Annotated in this window: 12 protein-coding genes; 3 read left to right on the top strand and 9 right to left on the bottom strand. The window is 57.6% G+C overall.

The features are described 5' to 3' along the window. Positions 1 to 10: 10 nt before the first annotated feature. The gene (locus tag GSQ94_RS14310; protein WP_158944543.1) at positions 11 to 1120 is read right to left on the bottom strand and encodes a dienelactone hydrolase family protein; all 1110 of its coding nucleotides are present in this window, start codon (positions 1118 to 1120) and stop codon (positions 11 to 13) included. Positions 1121 to 1289: 169 nt separating this feature from the next. On the opposite strand from GSQ94_RS14310, the gene GSQ94_RS14305 reads away from it, so the two are divergent. Continuing rightward, complete coding sequence (locus GSQ94_RS14305; RefSeq protein WP_158944542.1) at positions 1290 to 2702, top strand: sigma-54 dependent transcriptional regulator; 1413 nt, start codon at positions 1290 to 1292, stop codon at positions 2700 to 2702. A gap of 204 nt (positions 2703 to 2906) precedes the next feature. Here GSQ94_RS14305 and GSQ94_RS14300 read toward each other — a convergent pair whose 3' ends face one another. The 4 genes from GSQ94_RS14300 to GSQ94_RS14285 all read right to left on the bottom strand — a co-directional run bounded on the left by GSQ94_RS14300 (position 2907) and on the right by GSQ94_RS14285 (position 8836). Continuing rightward, the gene (locus GSQ94_RS14300) at positions 2907 to 3218 is read right to left on the bottom strand and encodes a hypothetical protein (protein WP_158944541.1); all 312 of its coding nucleotides are present in this window, start codon (positions 3216 to 3218) and stop codon (positions 2907 to 2909) included. 151 nt (positions 3219 to 3369) lie between these two features. Next, positions 3370 to 5529 carry an efflux RND transporter periplasmic adaptor subunit gene (locus GSQ94_RS14295; protein ID WP_158944540.1) on the bottom strand — a complete coding sequence of 720 codons (2160 nt, stop codon included), beginning with the start codon at positions 5527 to 5529 and terminating at the stop codon, positions 3370 to 3372. Next, positions 5526 to 6428, bottom strand: coding sequence for an efflux RND transporter periplasmic adaptor subunit (locus tag GSQ94_RS14290; protein ID WP_158944539.1), 903 nt, complete (start codon positions 6426 to 6428; stop codon positions 5526 to 5528). The genes GSQ94_RS14295 and GSQ94_RS14290 overlap by 4 nt, the downstream gene beginning before the upstream one ends. 11 nt (positions 6429 to 6439) lie before the next feature. Continuing rightward, on the bottom strand, positions 6440 to 8836 hold the full coding sequence (locus tag GSQ94_RS14285) for a GAF domain-containing protein (protein WP_158944538.1): 2397 nt from the start codon (positions 8834 to 8836) through the stop codon (positions 6440 to 6442). Between the two features lie 16 nt (positions 8837 to 8852). Here GSQ94_RS14285 and GSQ94_RS14280 point away from each other — a divergent pair, with 16 nt between their 5' ends. Then, positions 8853 to 9329 (top strand): STAS domain-containing protein, encoded by a 477-nt coding sequence (locus tag GSQ94_RS14280; protein WP_158944537.1) that lies wholly within the window; start codon positions 8853 to 8855, stop codon positions 9327 to 9329. Between the two features lie 246 nt (positions 9330 to 9575). Next, positions 9576 to 10820: an MFS transporter gene (locus tag GSQ94_RS14275; protein WP_158944536.1), complete on the top strand. Its 1245-nt coding sequence runs from the start codon at positions 9576 to 9578 to the stop codon at positions 10818 to 10820. Between the two features lie 51 nt (positions 10821 to 10871). Here GSQ94_RS14275 and msrA read toward each other — a convergent pair whose 3' ends face one another. From msrA to GSQ94_RS14255, 4 genes are all read right to left on the bottom strand, one after another. Beyond that, the gene (gene msrA / locus GSQ94_RS14270) at positions 10872 to 11381 is read right to left on the bottom strand and encodes a peptide-methionine (S)-S-oxide reductase MsrA (RefSeq protein ID WP_158944535.1); all 510 of its coding nucleotides are present in this window, start codon (positions 11379 to 11381) and stop codon (positions 10872 to 10874) included. A 4-nt stretch (positions 11382 to 11385) separates the two neighbouring features. Next, positions 11386 to 11841, bottom strand: a complete 456-nt coding sequence (gene msrB, locus GSQ94_RS14265; RefSeq protein ID WP_158944794.1) for a peptide-methionine (R)-S-oxide reductase MsrB — start codon at positions 11839 to 11841, stop codon at positions 11386 to 11388. Positions 11842 to 11920: 79 nt separating this feature from the next. Then, the gene (locus GSQ94_RS14260) at positions 11921 to 13225 is read right to left on the bottom strand and encodes a dihydroorotase (RefSeq protein WP_158944534.1); all 1305 of its coding nucleotides are present in this window, start codon (positions 13223 to 13225) and stop codon (positions 11921 to 11923) included. Next, positions 13222 to 14232: an aspartate carbamoyltransferase catalytic subunit gene (locus tag GSQ94_RS14255; RefSeq protein WP_371417522.1), complete on the bottom strand. Its 1011-nt coding sequence runs from the start codon at positions 14230 to 14232 to the stop codon at positions 13222 to 13224. Before GSQ94_RS14255 ends, GSQ94_RS14260 begins: the two co-directional genes overlap by 4 nt. Positions 14233 to 14242: the final 10 nt, after the last annotated feature.

The following is a 14242-nucleotide window of genomic DNA, read 5'->3' as shown; positions in this document are numbered from 1 at the left end:
CAGCAACGCACTAGCGCAGGTTCTGGTCAAAGAACTTCACCGCCATACTCGTCACTGTCGCGTGGACCTTCTCTCTGTCCACTCCAGCAGCATCCGCACAGTACACTCCCAGCTTCGCCTTGCCAGCATCCGTGCAGGTATCGAGGAACGTATAGTGGCTCACCTCTCCAGGTAAAATCGTCAGCTCTGACCTCGGCATCAGCTTCTTGAACTTCGCCGCATTCGCAGCCGCAGGCGCGATCGGGTCCGCAGCCCCCACCACCATCGCCACGGGAATACCTACCTCCCGAAATGCATCCTCCCGAAACGCCTGCCCCACTGCCGGAGCCACTGCAAACACCGCCCGTATCCGTGGATCTCGATAGCTATCCCCGCCCCGTGCCAGCGACTCCGCACTCGTAGCCTTCACCCGCGCCGTTATGTCCTCCGGGCTGCCAAAGTTCTTCATCTCCGGCACCCTGCAGGTCGGCAGCGTAGGCTCTGCCGCACAGGCCGCAAGAAAATCAGCCTGCGTCGTCCGCGCCCCCGCCAGTTCCAGAACCGTATATCCCCCAATCGAAAAGCCTGCCGCACCGATCCGTGTCGCATCTACTCGCGGCCCAAACGTAGAGTCCTTCAGCAGCGCATCCACCGCATCGCTGATATCGATTGCTCTCTCCCACCACAGCGCGAAGCCTTCCGCCGTATATGGCTCTAGCGCATTATTGCCAGGATGATTCACCGCCACCGCAATATATCCATGCCGCGCCAATACCGTGCCTAGCCACGCCATCTGCATCGCCGACCCACCCGTCCCGTGCGACAACATCACCACCGGAAACTTCTCCGGCACCTCTGCAATCGGAGCATCCACCGCCGCAGCACCGGCAAAAAACAGCGGTTTATCAGACGGCCCAATCACCTGCGGCTCTTCGTGCAGCCTCGCAACTGCGCTCACCGGATACCAGATCGTTGTCACCAGCGCTTCAGTCTTCGCGCCTCGCCAGTTCCGCGCATGTCCCGGCTTGAACACACGCGCACGCGCTCCCACCTCATAGGTGATTGAGGCAAAACTAGCCCGCATCCCCACTATCCCGAGCAACACCAGGATCACAGCAGCAGCCTGTCGAAGAACTCTCATGCGCCACTATACGAAACCGGATACAGTTCTGTTCCGACTCTCAAGATTGGCTTTTACGGCATTTGCCGCAATGGCCTGCCCGAAGGATCGAGACAAAATCTCATGAGAACCCCATAATGAGCCCAGCTTTCATATAATCTCCAGACAACTCTTCCAACTGAGGCTGTGCGTGGCGACGATTGCAACTGCAGCAGCATCCCATGAAGCGATCAAGTTGCTGTTTGCAACAAGCGACGATGCGGCCCTTGTCGACATCGGCCTGGAGTTGGCTCCTGCCTTCTTCATCCGTATCGCACCGGACTCGACCTCCCTCTTTCAAAGCCTGGCAGAGCATACCCCCGAAATCGTCGTCATCGATCTCGACACCATAGTCCCCGATGAAACCGATGTCTTTACTTATATCGAGTCGGTGCGCACGGCAGCGCCACAGATCCTGTGCCTCGCCATCTCACGCACCCCCTTGCGAAACGCGCGCCAGCGTACAAAAAAAGCGGGAGGAGATGAGTTCCTCCTGGCCCCGGTGGACTTTCCTGAACTTCGCGAGTATTTGCTGGAAGAGGGTGCCAGGCATCGCGAACGGCTCAAAACAAACCAGCTACGTGGCGAAATTGCGCGGAAGAACAGCTTCTGCGAGATGATCGGTGGCAGCGAAGCCATGCAGCGCGTCTATGAGATCCTCCGCCGCGTGGCTTCCAGCAACAGCACCGTCATGTTGCGCGGCGAGAGCGGAACAGGAAAAGAGCTTGCGGCGCGCGCCATCGTCTCGCTAAGCCCTCGATGCAATCGACCCATCATCAGTGTCAACTGCGCTGCATTGCCTGAAACACTGATGGAGTCCGAACTCTTTGGCCATGAAAAAGGATCCTTCACCGGGGCCCACGCTGCGCACCCCGGACAGATCGAACTGGCCGACGGCGGCACGCTCTTCCTCGACGAGATTGGCTCTCTCAGCCTGCCCCTCCAGAGCAAGCTTCTGCGCGTACTCCAGGAGAAGGTGGTCCAACGCATCGGCGGCAAGAGTCCGCGAAAGATCGACTTCAGGCTCATCGCGGCCACCAACGACAACCTGGATCAGATGGTAAAAGCGGGCCAGTTTCGCGAGGATCTCTACTACCGTATCTGCGTCATTCCCGTCTTTCTCCCACCTCTACGGGAGCGAACAGGCGATGTGCCTCTGCTGCTCGACCATTATTTAAGGATGTACTGCACCGCAGGAGATCTGCCCCAGAAGTACTTTTCCCCCGAGGCCCTCCAGGTCTTGGAGACGAGCACCTGGCCGGGAAACGTCCGAGAGCTGGAAAATCTGGCTCAGCGCCTCGCCCTGATGGTCGATGGAGAGCTGATCGAAGTACAGCATCTCCCTGAAAAAGTGATCTACGAGAACACCGCGAATCACGACGAAATTCTTGTGCCTGCCGGCGGACTTGATCTCGACGACGAGCTGGCTCGCATCGAGGTCGCTTATCTGATGGCAGCTCTACGCCGGGCAGGAACCAAGAACGGAGCCGCCGCCCTGCTGCAGATCCCCAAAGAAAAGATGAAGTACCTCTGCCGCAAGTACCAGATCGGTCTTGAGGGGTAGATATTTAACCCCTCATCAGGTTAAATTTTAACTCTTTCGCACACATTACATCCCAGTCCCTGTCTCCGCTAACCTACCCTCAGCGCAAAAAGCAGCCAATTCTTTGAATTTTCCGCTACCGTAAGGTCTTCCAGAGTTTGGCATGCAGATTGCCTTATCAAAAGCAACAGCTTACTGGCGAATCTCTCAAGCTGATTCAAGCATTCAAAGGATAAATATCATGGCGATCCAGAAGAAATCATTGATCAGCAATCTTGAGTCGACCAAGAAGTCTCCCGCAGTCAACAAGACCGCAAACTCTGGCGTCTCGGTTTCGAGCAGCCCGGTTGCCAGTCGCGTAGCCGTATCCAAGAACGCGGCTCTCTCAAAGAACATCTCGCTTTCCAAGCAGGCTGCTCTTTCGAAGAATATCTCGCTCTCCAAGCAGGCGTCCTTGTCGAAGAACATCTCCTTGTCAAAGAACATGTCCTTGTCCAAGAACATCTCGCTTTCCAAGCGGGCGCTCTCGAAGAACATCGCCCTTTAGTAAGTTTCGCGAAGTTTATTGGCCTGTGGCGGGTACCGCGTTGTTTCGTTTGGCAGTCGTCTTGGTTCTCGTATCGCGGTATTCCATCCGCACAGAAGAGGAAGAGCTTCGGCTCTTCCTCTTCTGCTTAAAGCCTCTCCATCACCAGATCTTGCGATCAAAAAACTCGCGCATCTCTCTGCCCAGAAGGCCCGCAACGCTTCGACTTTGTACTGTGATCCGCGCGGTCCCGGTCATGCCATCGTGCAGCGAGCCGTCATTCGGGATCAACGCATCGACCACGTAATAGCGAAGCACGCCATCTTCTTTCACGCTCTTTGCACTCTGAATCATCTCTAGCGCAGGCGCCAGGGCCTCCGGTGCCGGCTGCAGATCCTCAACCTTCGCGTACGTCGAGGAAAACCGCCCATCCACCAGCAGATGAACCTTCGCGCCAGGCTGCACTCGAGGCACGATGTACTCTCGAACGAACATCCGGGCTCGCATCTTCGCGGTTTCACCGATCTCCGCGATCGTTGCCCCCTCGTCCAGATAACTTCCCGCGAGATCCTGCACACGCGAGGTCATCACCACACCCGCCATCGGAGCGCGCGGCGCAAGCTGCCCGGTCTCCTCCTGCGCAATCGTCCGCTCGATTCCAGCGCGAGCATGTTCCTGAGAGGCGAGGCCCAGATCTGTCTGAGTCAGTTGAGCCTGCACACGCTCCGCATCGGTGAGAGCAAACTCCTGCTGCGCCCTCGCACGCCCGGACTCCAGCTGTGTATTTTGCATTATGACCAGCGGCTCTCCAGCGGAAACGGCCTGTCCCTCATGAACAAGCACCGCCGCAACACGGCCACGCACAAGGTTTCGAACTGTCTCCCGTCGGCTGGGCTCCAACACAAACCTGGCGGTCACCGTCTCATGCAAAAAAGGAACGAACAGCAGAACCAGAAGCACAGCCGCGACAACGGCCACGCGGGTAGCTGTCAGCCACGAAAGAACTCGGTCTTTTTTATCCAGAATCACAGTCCGGGCAAACCTCAACAGGGTACGAATTCGAGAACGAAACACCACCAGCGCCAACGCCAGGGAGGGCAGAAACGCCCAGTCGGGGCTGTACCTGAAAAAAACGTTGTGAGTGAACCGTATCACCGTATAGAGGAGACTGTAGCTATAGATCCCAGAGAGAACGGCATACAGCAGGTATCCCGGCCGTCTGCGCTTCGGCACATACTCCACCTCAACCGGAAGTCGAAAGATCTTCCCCCGCACCAGCCCCGACAGATACGCCGTCGACTTCTCCTTGATATCCGAGAATCCCAGAATCTCCGAGAAGGCATAGTACCCATCGAGCTTGATCAGTGGGTTCATATTCACGACGATCACAGCAATCCCGGTCAGCAACATAATCTTGTAGGCAAGATCGTGCGCGCTGCTTCCCACCGGAGTTCCCCACCACACCACCGTCGCGATCGCGCAGAAGATCATCTCAACCCATATGCCCGCGATGATCGTAACCAATCGCTGCCAACGGCTGGCGTAGACCCAGGCCTCGCTCACATCAACGAAAAATGCAGGCGTCAGAAAGATAAGATGAAACCCCATCGCGTGGACCTCGGCCCCGTAGTGCTTGCAGGTCAGTCCATGCGCGGATTCGTGAAAAAAGCCGAGAATCAAAAACAAGATCCAGAACTCCGCCAGATCGCCTGCGCTCTTCTCCGTAAAGGTATAAAACTGCACCGTATCTCGCCCAATCTGGTCCCAGTTCGCCACAAATAAAGCCAGCATAAACGCGAAGACCAGAAGCGTGAGCGTTGTAAACCATCGGGTGTAAATCCATCGGGCGTAAGGATAGATGCGGTTGAAATACTTGTCGGGATCCCACGCCGAAAACTGCATGTGCGAGATATCGCCCCACTTCGACTTGCGATGAGCATGCTGATGCCGCCCGCTCTCAAGCTTCTGCCGAAGCGCAATATTCTTTTCCAGCGGTGTCTTGTACCAGAAGTCGATATCGTCCAGCGTGCCGGCAAACTCTCTTAGATCATCGGCGCTGTAAGCCACGCCGTACTGCTCCGTATGCAGAGCAGCAACCTCCTCATAAGAGCGCGTCCCATCGAACAACTCAATAATCTGCCACTGCTCGTAAGTGAAGCGGAAGATCTTATCGGTCCCGCGAATCAGCGCGGCAATCACCGGCTGACCATCTTCGATATTTTCCCGAGCTACCAGCGCTGGATCGAGCTTCGGATACGTACTTCGGCTCCTGCGTGCAGGCAGGTCTGGAAGCGCTGCATTAAACGCTTCGGCAAGATTCATCTCGCAATCCGCACGGAAGCGATGGTGCCGGGGATCAGTCCCGGCAGCCTCTGTTTCAAAACGGCTGTCACTTCGATCGTGCCGCTGCCCGGATCAACCACGGGACTGATGTGCGTCACCGTCGCAGTCGTAGTCTGCTCAAACTCAGCCGTTGGCGACACCGTGATCAACTCTCCCCTCTTTAAAAGAGCTACCTCGCCCCCTGGCAGCGTGAACCGCACTTCGAGCGGTGACGCCCCCATCACGCGAAAAAGCTTATCGCCGGTCGCCACGTATTGACCAAGCCGCACATAGCGTTGCGCTACCACTCCTTTGAACGGCGCCACAATCCTCGTCTTCTCCAGCTCCAGTTCGATGGATTGCAGATTAGCCTTCGCACTCAGCATCTCTCCGCGTTGTCGCTCCACTTCAAACTGGCTTGCGGCCACCTCGTACTTGCTATGGTCGTACGCCTCCTGCGTATTGATGCCCTCTTTGTGCATCTCCTCCGCGCGCCGCATATCCGTCTCGCGAACCTGAAGCTCCGACTGCCAGTTCTTGAGGTCTGCTTCAAGACTCTCCATCTTGTACTTGGCAGTATTGCGGTCGGCCTCCAACTGGCGCGCATCCAGCCGGGCCATCACCTCATCTCTCTGAAGCACCGAATCTACATCCACCGGCAGCGCCACGATCACCCCAGGTCGGAGGGCCACGATATCCAGCTGCTGCTCTACCGTTATAGGACCGCTGACGACGAGCTCGCGCGACGGGCGCACATCCCTCTTAGGTTGAGCATCGGATACCTGCATCGGACGCGCTGCCTGCACCGGCGGGGCGGCAAGCTGTGCTTTACTCGGCGAGCAACCAACACTCGCCGACAAGAGAACCGCCGCAATCGCAACCGCAAAGAGATGCTTCATCCCGATCCTCACTAGCTAAACCAGTTCCACAGCTTTGACCATATCCACAACGCAGCGTCGCGAAACAGCACATATCCCAAGGGGCGCGCCCCAATGCGAATCTTTCCCAGACCCTGCATCCCTGGCCTGATATCTCCCTTTGGATTAGGCACAGCGACTCGCGCAAAGAAGACATGGTCCTCGCCCACGGTCTTACCCGACGGGCTGATCACACTCACCGTCCCATGAAAAGTCGCAGTCGGGAACGACTCAAGTTTGATGTTGGCTGATGCTCCAGTCTTGAGCAGTTCAACATCTCGCTCCAGCACGGCAACATCCACCACCACGCTCTCTGTACTCACCAGCTCGATCAACGGGTCGCCGCTCGATAGCTTCTTCCCCACAAGGTCTTCAACGTGAGGTGTAGCAACAACACCTGCTATCTCCGCATGTAGCGTCGTGCGGGAGAGTCTGTCGCTCAACCGCGTCACCTCGCCACGCATCGAATCCGCCTCCACCTGTCGTTGCCCCGCAGTCGTCGCATCGTTATTCGTAAGTGCGCGAGTCATCTCTGCCATGGCCGTGTTGTACTTTGCCTGCGCCGCAGCAAGACTCGCCCTCTGGCCCCAATCGGTCATCTGAAGCAGTGGCGTTCCACGAACCACCGCATCCCCCTCGTGAACAAAAACCTTCTGCACCACACTGTCCTCTTCCGCATGGACATACTCGGTCTGCGCTGGGCTCACCTGTGCCTGCCCCACAACGCGCATCGGGAAGGGAACTGCGATCAGCGCAAGCAACACCGCAGCAACCGACGCCAGAATCAGCCCGCGGCGGCGCCTCTCAATCGCCATAAAACGGCGCCGCTTCTCTATCAGCGGCTCCAGAATTCCGATAAAGGGAACTTCTTTATAAAGCGAAGCATTCCTCAAAGCCAGCGTCGCCTGGCTCGCCAGAATCTTGATAATTTCGAAATGCAGCGTGGTCAGAAACTCTGCATCGGGGCTCTCAAACGAAAGAATCCCCAGTCTTCCTTCGTCATCCCCCAGAGGAATCGCATAGAAGCTCCGCGAGCCCGTCGTCTCAAAGTAGCGGCGAAACTTCTCGCGTGTCTCCGGCCGTGTATCGCTGATCTCATCGCCTTGCTGCGTGACATAAATCTCCGTCTCCAGCCCCGCAACCCAGTTCAACACTCCGTTCAGCGCCCCGACCTCCGGGCTCGAAGCATCGAGCTTCGTCACACCCGAGATCGCCTGCACATTGATCTTGTTTCTCTGCTCCAGCGCAATCGCCGCACGCTCGTAAGGAATCACCAGTTGCGGTTGATTCACAATCGCCTGCAGCACTCGTTGCAGATTCAAAGTGGAGGTGATCTCCTGGCTAATACTGACCAGGGTCTGGAGAACCTCGATCTTGCGCTCCGCCTGCAAAAGCGAAGAGTTGTGAAGTGCCTGCGCAGCCGAGTCAGCCACCTGCGTCAGGGTGAAAAGATCATCTTCGCTAAAGATAAAATCCGGATCGTAGCTCACCACCTCCAGAACACCCGTTAGCGTCTCGTCTTTCAATAAAGGCGCGGCCATCAGCGAAACAGCTGCAACTTCAGTAACAGAACTCCGCCTCTGCAGCGCCTCGTCCTCCGCCTGCACCACAACAGCTTCGCCCGTCTCACCGACGTCTCCTACGATGCCATCGCCGGCTCCCTGCCGGTCTCCCACCGCAACCGCAGGATCCTCTCCAGCCTGTTGCACCAGCAGCAGATCGTCTTGATCCACCATCCACAGATTCACCCCGGTAGCGCCCGTCAGGTCCTGCACCTTTGAAGTGATCACAGGCAGCAGCTCCCGCATCTCAAGCGTCGCGTTGAACACTTTTTCAATATCGTAGAGCTGTGTAAGCCGCAGCACAGACGACAGCCCGGCATTGCGCTCCGACTCATACAGCAGCGCCGTGCCCAGGGCAACAGCGGCGCAATCGGCCATCTCGACAATGGTCTCCATCGCAGATGTCGTAGGCGGTTCGGAGAAACTCACAATCTCTACGCAGCCAAGTAACTGCTCGCCAAGAAGAAGAGGAACATAAGTAAGCGAGTTGAAGCTTTGACGAATATCGAGATGCGCAAAGTCTTCGCGACTCAGCCCTTCGCCGTCGAAGTGCAACACCGTCCGCTCCGCCGCTACCGCACCAAGTCCGCCCGAATCCATCGGAACGCCACCTCGGTCAACAGATACATCGCCGATCGCCGCCTTCAGCAGCCACGCCGATATCCTCTCGTCGAGCAGATACACCAGAACGGATGACTCCTGCAGCAGATCGGAGATACCCGATGCCAGAATGCGCGCTCTGGGGCCGCTCTCTAGTTCAGCGAGCAGAGAGGCTGAAAACCTTTCCAGCAGAGACGCACCAGCCGAGTCGTTCACCAATGTCCCCATCCAGCAGTGTCTTGTAGTGTCGCTAGATGTTATCCTGCCGCAGGCTGGTGTGTTGATTTTTTTGCAAGAGACAAGCCAAAATACCGGTCTTTTGCTGCAGGTCACGCGCCGATGGCAATCAATGCCTAAGGAGTCGACGTTGAGCGATTTTGCGATGAACGTCCTGAAATACGGCGAAGTGGAAGCGATCACACTGAACGGTCCCCTGCTCCTCGGAGCTTCAGTCAACGCTCTCAGAGCCAAGATGGAAAATCTCGCCGCTCACGGGGGACGCCAGTTCGTGCTCAACCTTACCGGCGTTACCAGAATGGATTCCAGCGGTGTTGGCCTCTTGGTCATGATTCTCAGCTCCACCAAAGAAGCAGGCGGCTCCCTAAAGCTCGTGAATCCGTCTAAACAGGTAACGCAGGTTTTAAAAATGTGCAATCTTTTGCCGTTATTTGAGGTGTTTGACGAAGAGCAGGCAGCCATCTCATCTTTCGCTCCCCAGTGAAGGATCAGAGATAATCAGAAGAAGACTGGACGTCTTATCTCCCCACTGAACGCAAGCCTATGAACTTTCATCTCGCGCCCCACCAAGCAGGCGGATCTCCTCTCCAAACGGAGAAAGTGCGACCGCGTGAAACGCAACTCATCTGTACCTAAGTACAGACTCCCTGTCCAAGCGAATTGAAGGTGCCTTTTCTTTGCGAACAAAAGCCTCGTGTAATACCGATCGAAGCAAGGAGCCATTGCTCTAATGGCTCAACTCCCTCCATTTCTTGCACGTATCTTCAGAGCCTTCCGGTATCGCGACTTCCGCCTGATGTGGATGGGGGCATGCGCCTCCACCATCGGCACCTTCGTACAGCAGTTTGCGCAAAGCTGGCTGGTCTACGATCTCACCAAAGACCCCTTCTATCTCGGCCTCGATCTCTTCCTCGGGCAACTCCCCATCATGATGTTCTCGCTCTTCGGCGGAGTCTTCGCAGACCGTCTGGACCGGCGAAAGATGTTGCTCGCCTCCCAGTACATCCAGATGGCATGCGCCTTCCTCCTCGCAGCTCTCTTCTTTACTCATTTGGTCAAGGTGTGGCACATCCTCACCCTCTCTTTCGTCGTGGGATTAGGACAGTCCTTCGGCGGCCCGGCCTACTCTGCGATTCTCCCCACCCTGGTCCCGACGGAAGACCTCGCCAACGCCATCGCCATGAACTCCATCCAGTTCAACCTGGCTCGAATCCTCGGCCCGACCATCGGCGGCATCGCCTACAGCACGCTCGGCGCAACCTGGTGTTTCGCGCTCAATGGCGTCTCTTACCTCGCGGTCATCATCTCGCTCTTCATGATCCACTTCAAATTCGTCCCGCCCAAAACCCGGGTGCGCGTCCTTACTAGCATGAAGGAGGGCATCCAGTTCATACGACAGCGCGACGGGATGAGCGCACTGGTGGTGCTTGCCTTCTGCACCACTCTGTTCGGCTTTTCACTCAATGGATTCCTGCCCGTCTTCGTGCAGAACGTCTTCCATCAAGGCCCGAAGACCTACACCCTGCTGTTAGTTTGCTCAGGAGCAGGTTCCATATGCGGTGCCCTCACCGTAGCCGCTATGGAAAAGCTAAAAGGTCAGGGCCGCATCACCCTGCTGATTCTCATCTCCCTCGGCTTCGTTACCGTCGGCTTTGCTCTCTCGAAATGGCTTCCTCTCTCCTGCCTGTTCATCTTCCTGGGAGGAGCGGCCATCATGGCCTCCGCGTCCCTCATGGTCTCTCTCGCGCAGCTCATCGCAACCGACGAGATGCGCGGAAGAGTCATGAGCGTCTACAACCTAGCGTTCCGTGGCGGAATACCCCTGGGCGCTCTGGCCTTGGGAAGACTCATCCCCATCTTCGGAGTCTCCAAAGCACTCTCCGGAGCAGGATTCATGCTGGTGGCCATCGCAGCTTACTTCCTGCTGATAAAACGCCAGGACTCCCTCACCGTCGGCACGAAGATCGTCAGTTAGCCGCATCGCTTCGGCAGTTGAGATGCTGCCGAAGCGATGCGAAGAGCCTCTTTAGACAGCTCGCTTGGGAAGAACCCAGTTCGGACGAATGAAGTGGCACGTATATCCATTGGGAATGCGCTCCAGGTAATCCTGATGCTCCGGCTCGGCCTCCCAGAAATCACCCTCTGGCACCACCTTAGTCACCACTTTGCCGGGCCACAATCCAGAAGCGTTCACGTCGGCGATAGTATCTTCCGCAATCTTCTTCTGTTCGTCGGTCGCATAAAAGATCGCCGAACGGTAGCTTGTCCCTGTATCGTTCCCCTGGCGGTTCAACGTCGTCGGATCATGGACCTGAAAGAAAAACTCCAGAATCTTGCGATAACTGATCTGCTGAGGATTGAAGACAATCTCAATCGCTTCAGCATGTCCTTCATGATTGCGATACGTCGCGTTCCGCACCTCACCACCCGTATATCCCACCCGCGTAGAGATCACGCCTGGGTAGCGGCGCAAAAGGTCCTGCATCCCCCAAAAACAACCACCCGCAAGTACTGCACGCTCATTCGATGTCGCCATCTGATTACTCCTTATCCTTCTTCTCAAACAGATCGAGAAACTTTCCGTAGCCCTCGCTCTCCAGCTCATCGAGAGGAATAAAACGCAGCGAAGCGGAGTTGATGCAATAGCGCAGGCCGCCAGCCTCCTTCGGCCCATCATCGAAGACATGTCCGAGATGGCTGTCGCCGTGAACGGATCGCACCTCGGTACGGTTCATCCCGTAGGTGCTGTCGGACCGCTCCTCCACATGCTCTGGCGCCACTGGTTTGGTAAAGCTTGGCCAACCGCAGTCGCTGTCAAACTTGTCCAGGGACGTGAACAAAGGCTCACCCGAGACGATGTCCACGTACAGTCCCGGCTCGTCATGGTCCCAGTAAGCGTTCTCGAAAGGCCGCTCGGTTCCGTTCTTCTGGGTGACCTGGAACTCCTCAGGAGATAGCCGGGAGATGGCCTCTTCACTCTTCGTGTAATCCGGCATAAACGTACCTCGCAAACAACTCTTCTTTTAGCTTTTAGATCTCACAGCGCGCTCTTCCGATGCAGCCGCATCTGCGTTCTTACCCCTTGAACACAACCCGTCCGTCGCTAATCGTAGCCATTACCCGGCCCAGCATCGAAGCCCCGTCGAACGGCGTATTACGCGACTTCGATCGCGAGTCCTTCACCGCAAAACTCCACTCCGCTGCCGGATCAAAAATCACCACATCCGCAAAGCTACCCACGCTCAACGCGCCACGTCCCTCGAGCGAAACAATCCCCGCAGGCTGCGCGCTCATCAACTCAATCACCCGCGAGATCGACATCCCGCGCCCTTGATGCAACACCCGCAGCGCAAGCCCCAGAGCCGTCTCCAGCCCCGTAATCCCATTCGGTGCCCGCTCAAACTCCTGCTCCTTCTCAAACAGCGCGTGCGGAGCGTGATCGGTCGCAATACAGTCCACTGTCCCGTCCATCAAGCCATCGATCATCGCCAGCCGGTCCGCATCATTCCTCAACGGTGGATTCATCTTTGCATTCGTGTTGTACTCGCCCACAGCCTCTTCGGTCAGCGCGAAGTGGTGCGGTGCCACCTCGCACGTCACATGCAGACCGTCTGCCTTTGCAGTGCGTATCAGGGACATCGCCTTCGCCGTCGACACATGCTGCACATGCAGATGCGGCCGCAACCCATCATGCCGCTCGATATCCCGCAACAACCGGATATCCCGCTCCACAATCTTCGACTCCGCCTCCACCGTCATCCCGCGCAGCCCCAGCCGAAACGCCACCGGCCCGGCATTCATGCTGCATCCCCCCGTCAGCCGCGTATCCTCCGCGTGCTGCGAGATCGGCACCCCAATCCCAGCAGCCGCCACCAGCGCCGCTCTCATCACCCGATCATGCAGTACCGGCTTGCCATCATCGGTAAACCCTACAGCCCCCGCCCGCTGCAGCTCGTGATAATCCGTAATCTCCTCACCCATGCTTCCAAACGTAGCCGCCGGCATAGCGAACAGCTTCACCACGGCCCCACGCGCAGCATCCAGCATCCACTCCAGGCCCGCAACGGAATCATTGACCGGCACCGTATTCGGCATCGCCACCACGCTGGTAAATCCGCCGGCGGCAGCAGCAGTCGTCCCCGTCTTGATCGACTCCTTGTAAGTCTGTCCCGGCTCCCGCAGATGCACATGCACATCCACCAGCCCCGGCGCGACGATCATCCCCTTCGCATCAAGGATCTCCTTGCCCTTGATCGCGCGCAGCTCCCCCGGTTTTTCCACCGCGGCCACCCGTCCATGCCGCAACAGGAGATCCCGCTCAACGTCCATACCATTCGCCGGATCCACCAGCCGTCCGTTCAAAATCAATACGTCACTCATATCGTTACACTCTCGAATCCACCCGCACCCAACGCCCTCGCCAGCAAAGCCGTCCGCACCCCCAACCCATGCCGCACCTGGTCTTCAATCGCCGAGTTGGGCCCATCCGCCACCTCACCCGCTATCTCCAACCCGCGAATCATCGGCCCCGGATGCATTACCAGCGCCTCCGGCGCCTTCGCCGTCAGCCGCTCCTGGTCCAACTGGTACCGCGAGATATAGTCACCCAGATCCAGCTCCAACCCCGCCAGCCGCTCCCGTTGAATCCTCAGCATCATCGCAACCGCCGCACCCTGCGAAGCAGCCTGCTTCAAAGCCTTATCAAAATCCCGTTCAATCTCAACCCCCGCACCGAGCCCCAGAGCATCCTCCGGCAGCAACTCCTTCGGCCCGCACAACACCACCCTCGCGCCCAGCCTCGGCAGCAGCATCGCGTTCGACCGCGCCACCCGGCTGTGCAAAATATCCCCTGTAATCACCACCGTCACGCCATCCAGCGTCTTCGCATTCACCAGCCGCCCACTCATCCCGGGCAGCCGCGCCAGCATCGTCCGCAGATCCAGCAGCGCCTGCGAAGGATGCTCATGCATCCCATCTCCAGCATTCAACACCGGCAGCCCCGTCATCTTCGCCAGCAGATACGGCGCCCCCGAGTTCGCGTGCCGAAGCACGATGCACTCCGCCCCCAGCGCCCGCAGCGTCAGCCCCGTGTCCTTCAGGCTCTCGCCCTTCTCAATCGACGAAGACTTATCGCTCACCAGCGTAGTCATCGCACCCAGCGACTTCGCCGCCAACTCAAACGAAGTCCTGGTCCGCGTACTCGACTCATAAAACAGCAGCGCAATCCGCCGCCCCGCGAGTATCTTCACTCGCTCCGCCGCAGCCATCCGCTCCAGCCGGTCCGTCGCCGTCAGAATCGCAGCAACCTCCTCCACCGACAACCCCGCCACCGTCAGTAACGACCCTGCCGCAACCGTGCCCGCATCTAATATCGTCATCGAATTCATCTTAAGGCCT

Source organism: Granulicella sp. S190, from assembly GCF_009766095.1.
GTDB lineage: Bacteria > Acidobacteriota > Terriglobia > Terriglobales > Acidobacteriaceae > Edaphobacter.
The sequence above is the reverse complement of the archived record's forward strand: the minus strand, read 5'-3'. Positions and strand labels throughout refer to the sequence as shown.

What these genes read in the sequence shown, in the direction of transcription:
- GSQ94_RS14310 (WP_158944543.1), bottom strand. Translation starts at nt 1,120, where the DNA reads ATGAGAGTTCTTCGACAGGCTGCTGCTGTGATCCTGGTGTTGCTCGGG.
- GSQ94_RS14300 (WP_158944541.1), bottom strand. Translation starts at nt 3,218, where the DNA reads ATGTTCTTCGAGAGCGCCCGCTTGGAAAGCGAGATGTTCTTGGACAAG.
- GSQ94_RS14295 (WP_158944540.1), bottom strand. Translation starts at nt 5,529, where the DNA reads ATGAATCTTGCCGAAGCGTTTAATGCAGCGCTTCCAGACCTGCCTGCA.
- GSQ94_RS14290 (WP_158944539.1), bottom strand. Translation starts at nt 6,428, where the DNA reads ATGAAGCATCTCTTTGCGGTTGCGATTGCGGCGGTTCTCTTGTCGGCG.
- GSQ94_RS14285 (WP_158944538.1), bottom strand. Translation starts at nt 8,836, where the DNA reads ATGGGGACATTGGTGAACGACTCGGCTGGTGCGTCTCTGCTGGAAAGG.
- GSQ94_RS14275 (WP_158944536.1), top strand. Translation starts at nt 9,576, where the DNA reads ATGGCTCAACTCCCTCCATTTCTTGCACGTATCTTCAGAGCCTTCCGG.
- msrA (WP_158944535.1), bottom strand. Translation starts at nt 11,381, where the DNA reads ATGGCGACATCGAATGAGCGTGCAGTACTTGCGGGTGGTTGTTTTTGG.
- msrB (WP_158944794.1), bottom strand. Translation starts at nt 11,841, where the DNA reads ATGCCGGATTACACGAAGAGTGAAGAGGCCATCTCCCGGCTATCTCCT.
- GSQ94_RS14260 (WP_158944534.1), bottom strand. Translation starts at nt 13,225, where the DNA reads ATGAGTGACGTATTGATTTTGAACGGACGGCTGGTGGATCCGGCGAAT.
- GSQ94_RS14255 (WP_371417522.1), bottom strand. Translation starts at nt 14,232, where the DNA reads ATGAATTCGATGACGATATTAGATGCGGGCACGGTTGCGGCAGGGTCG.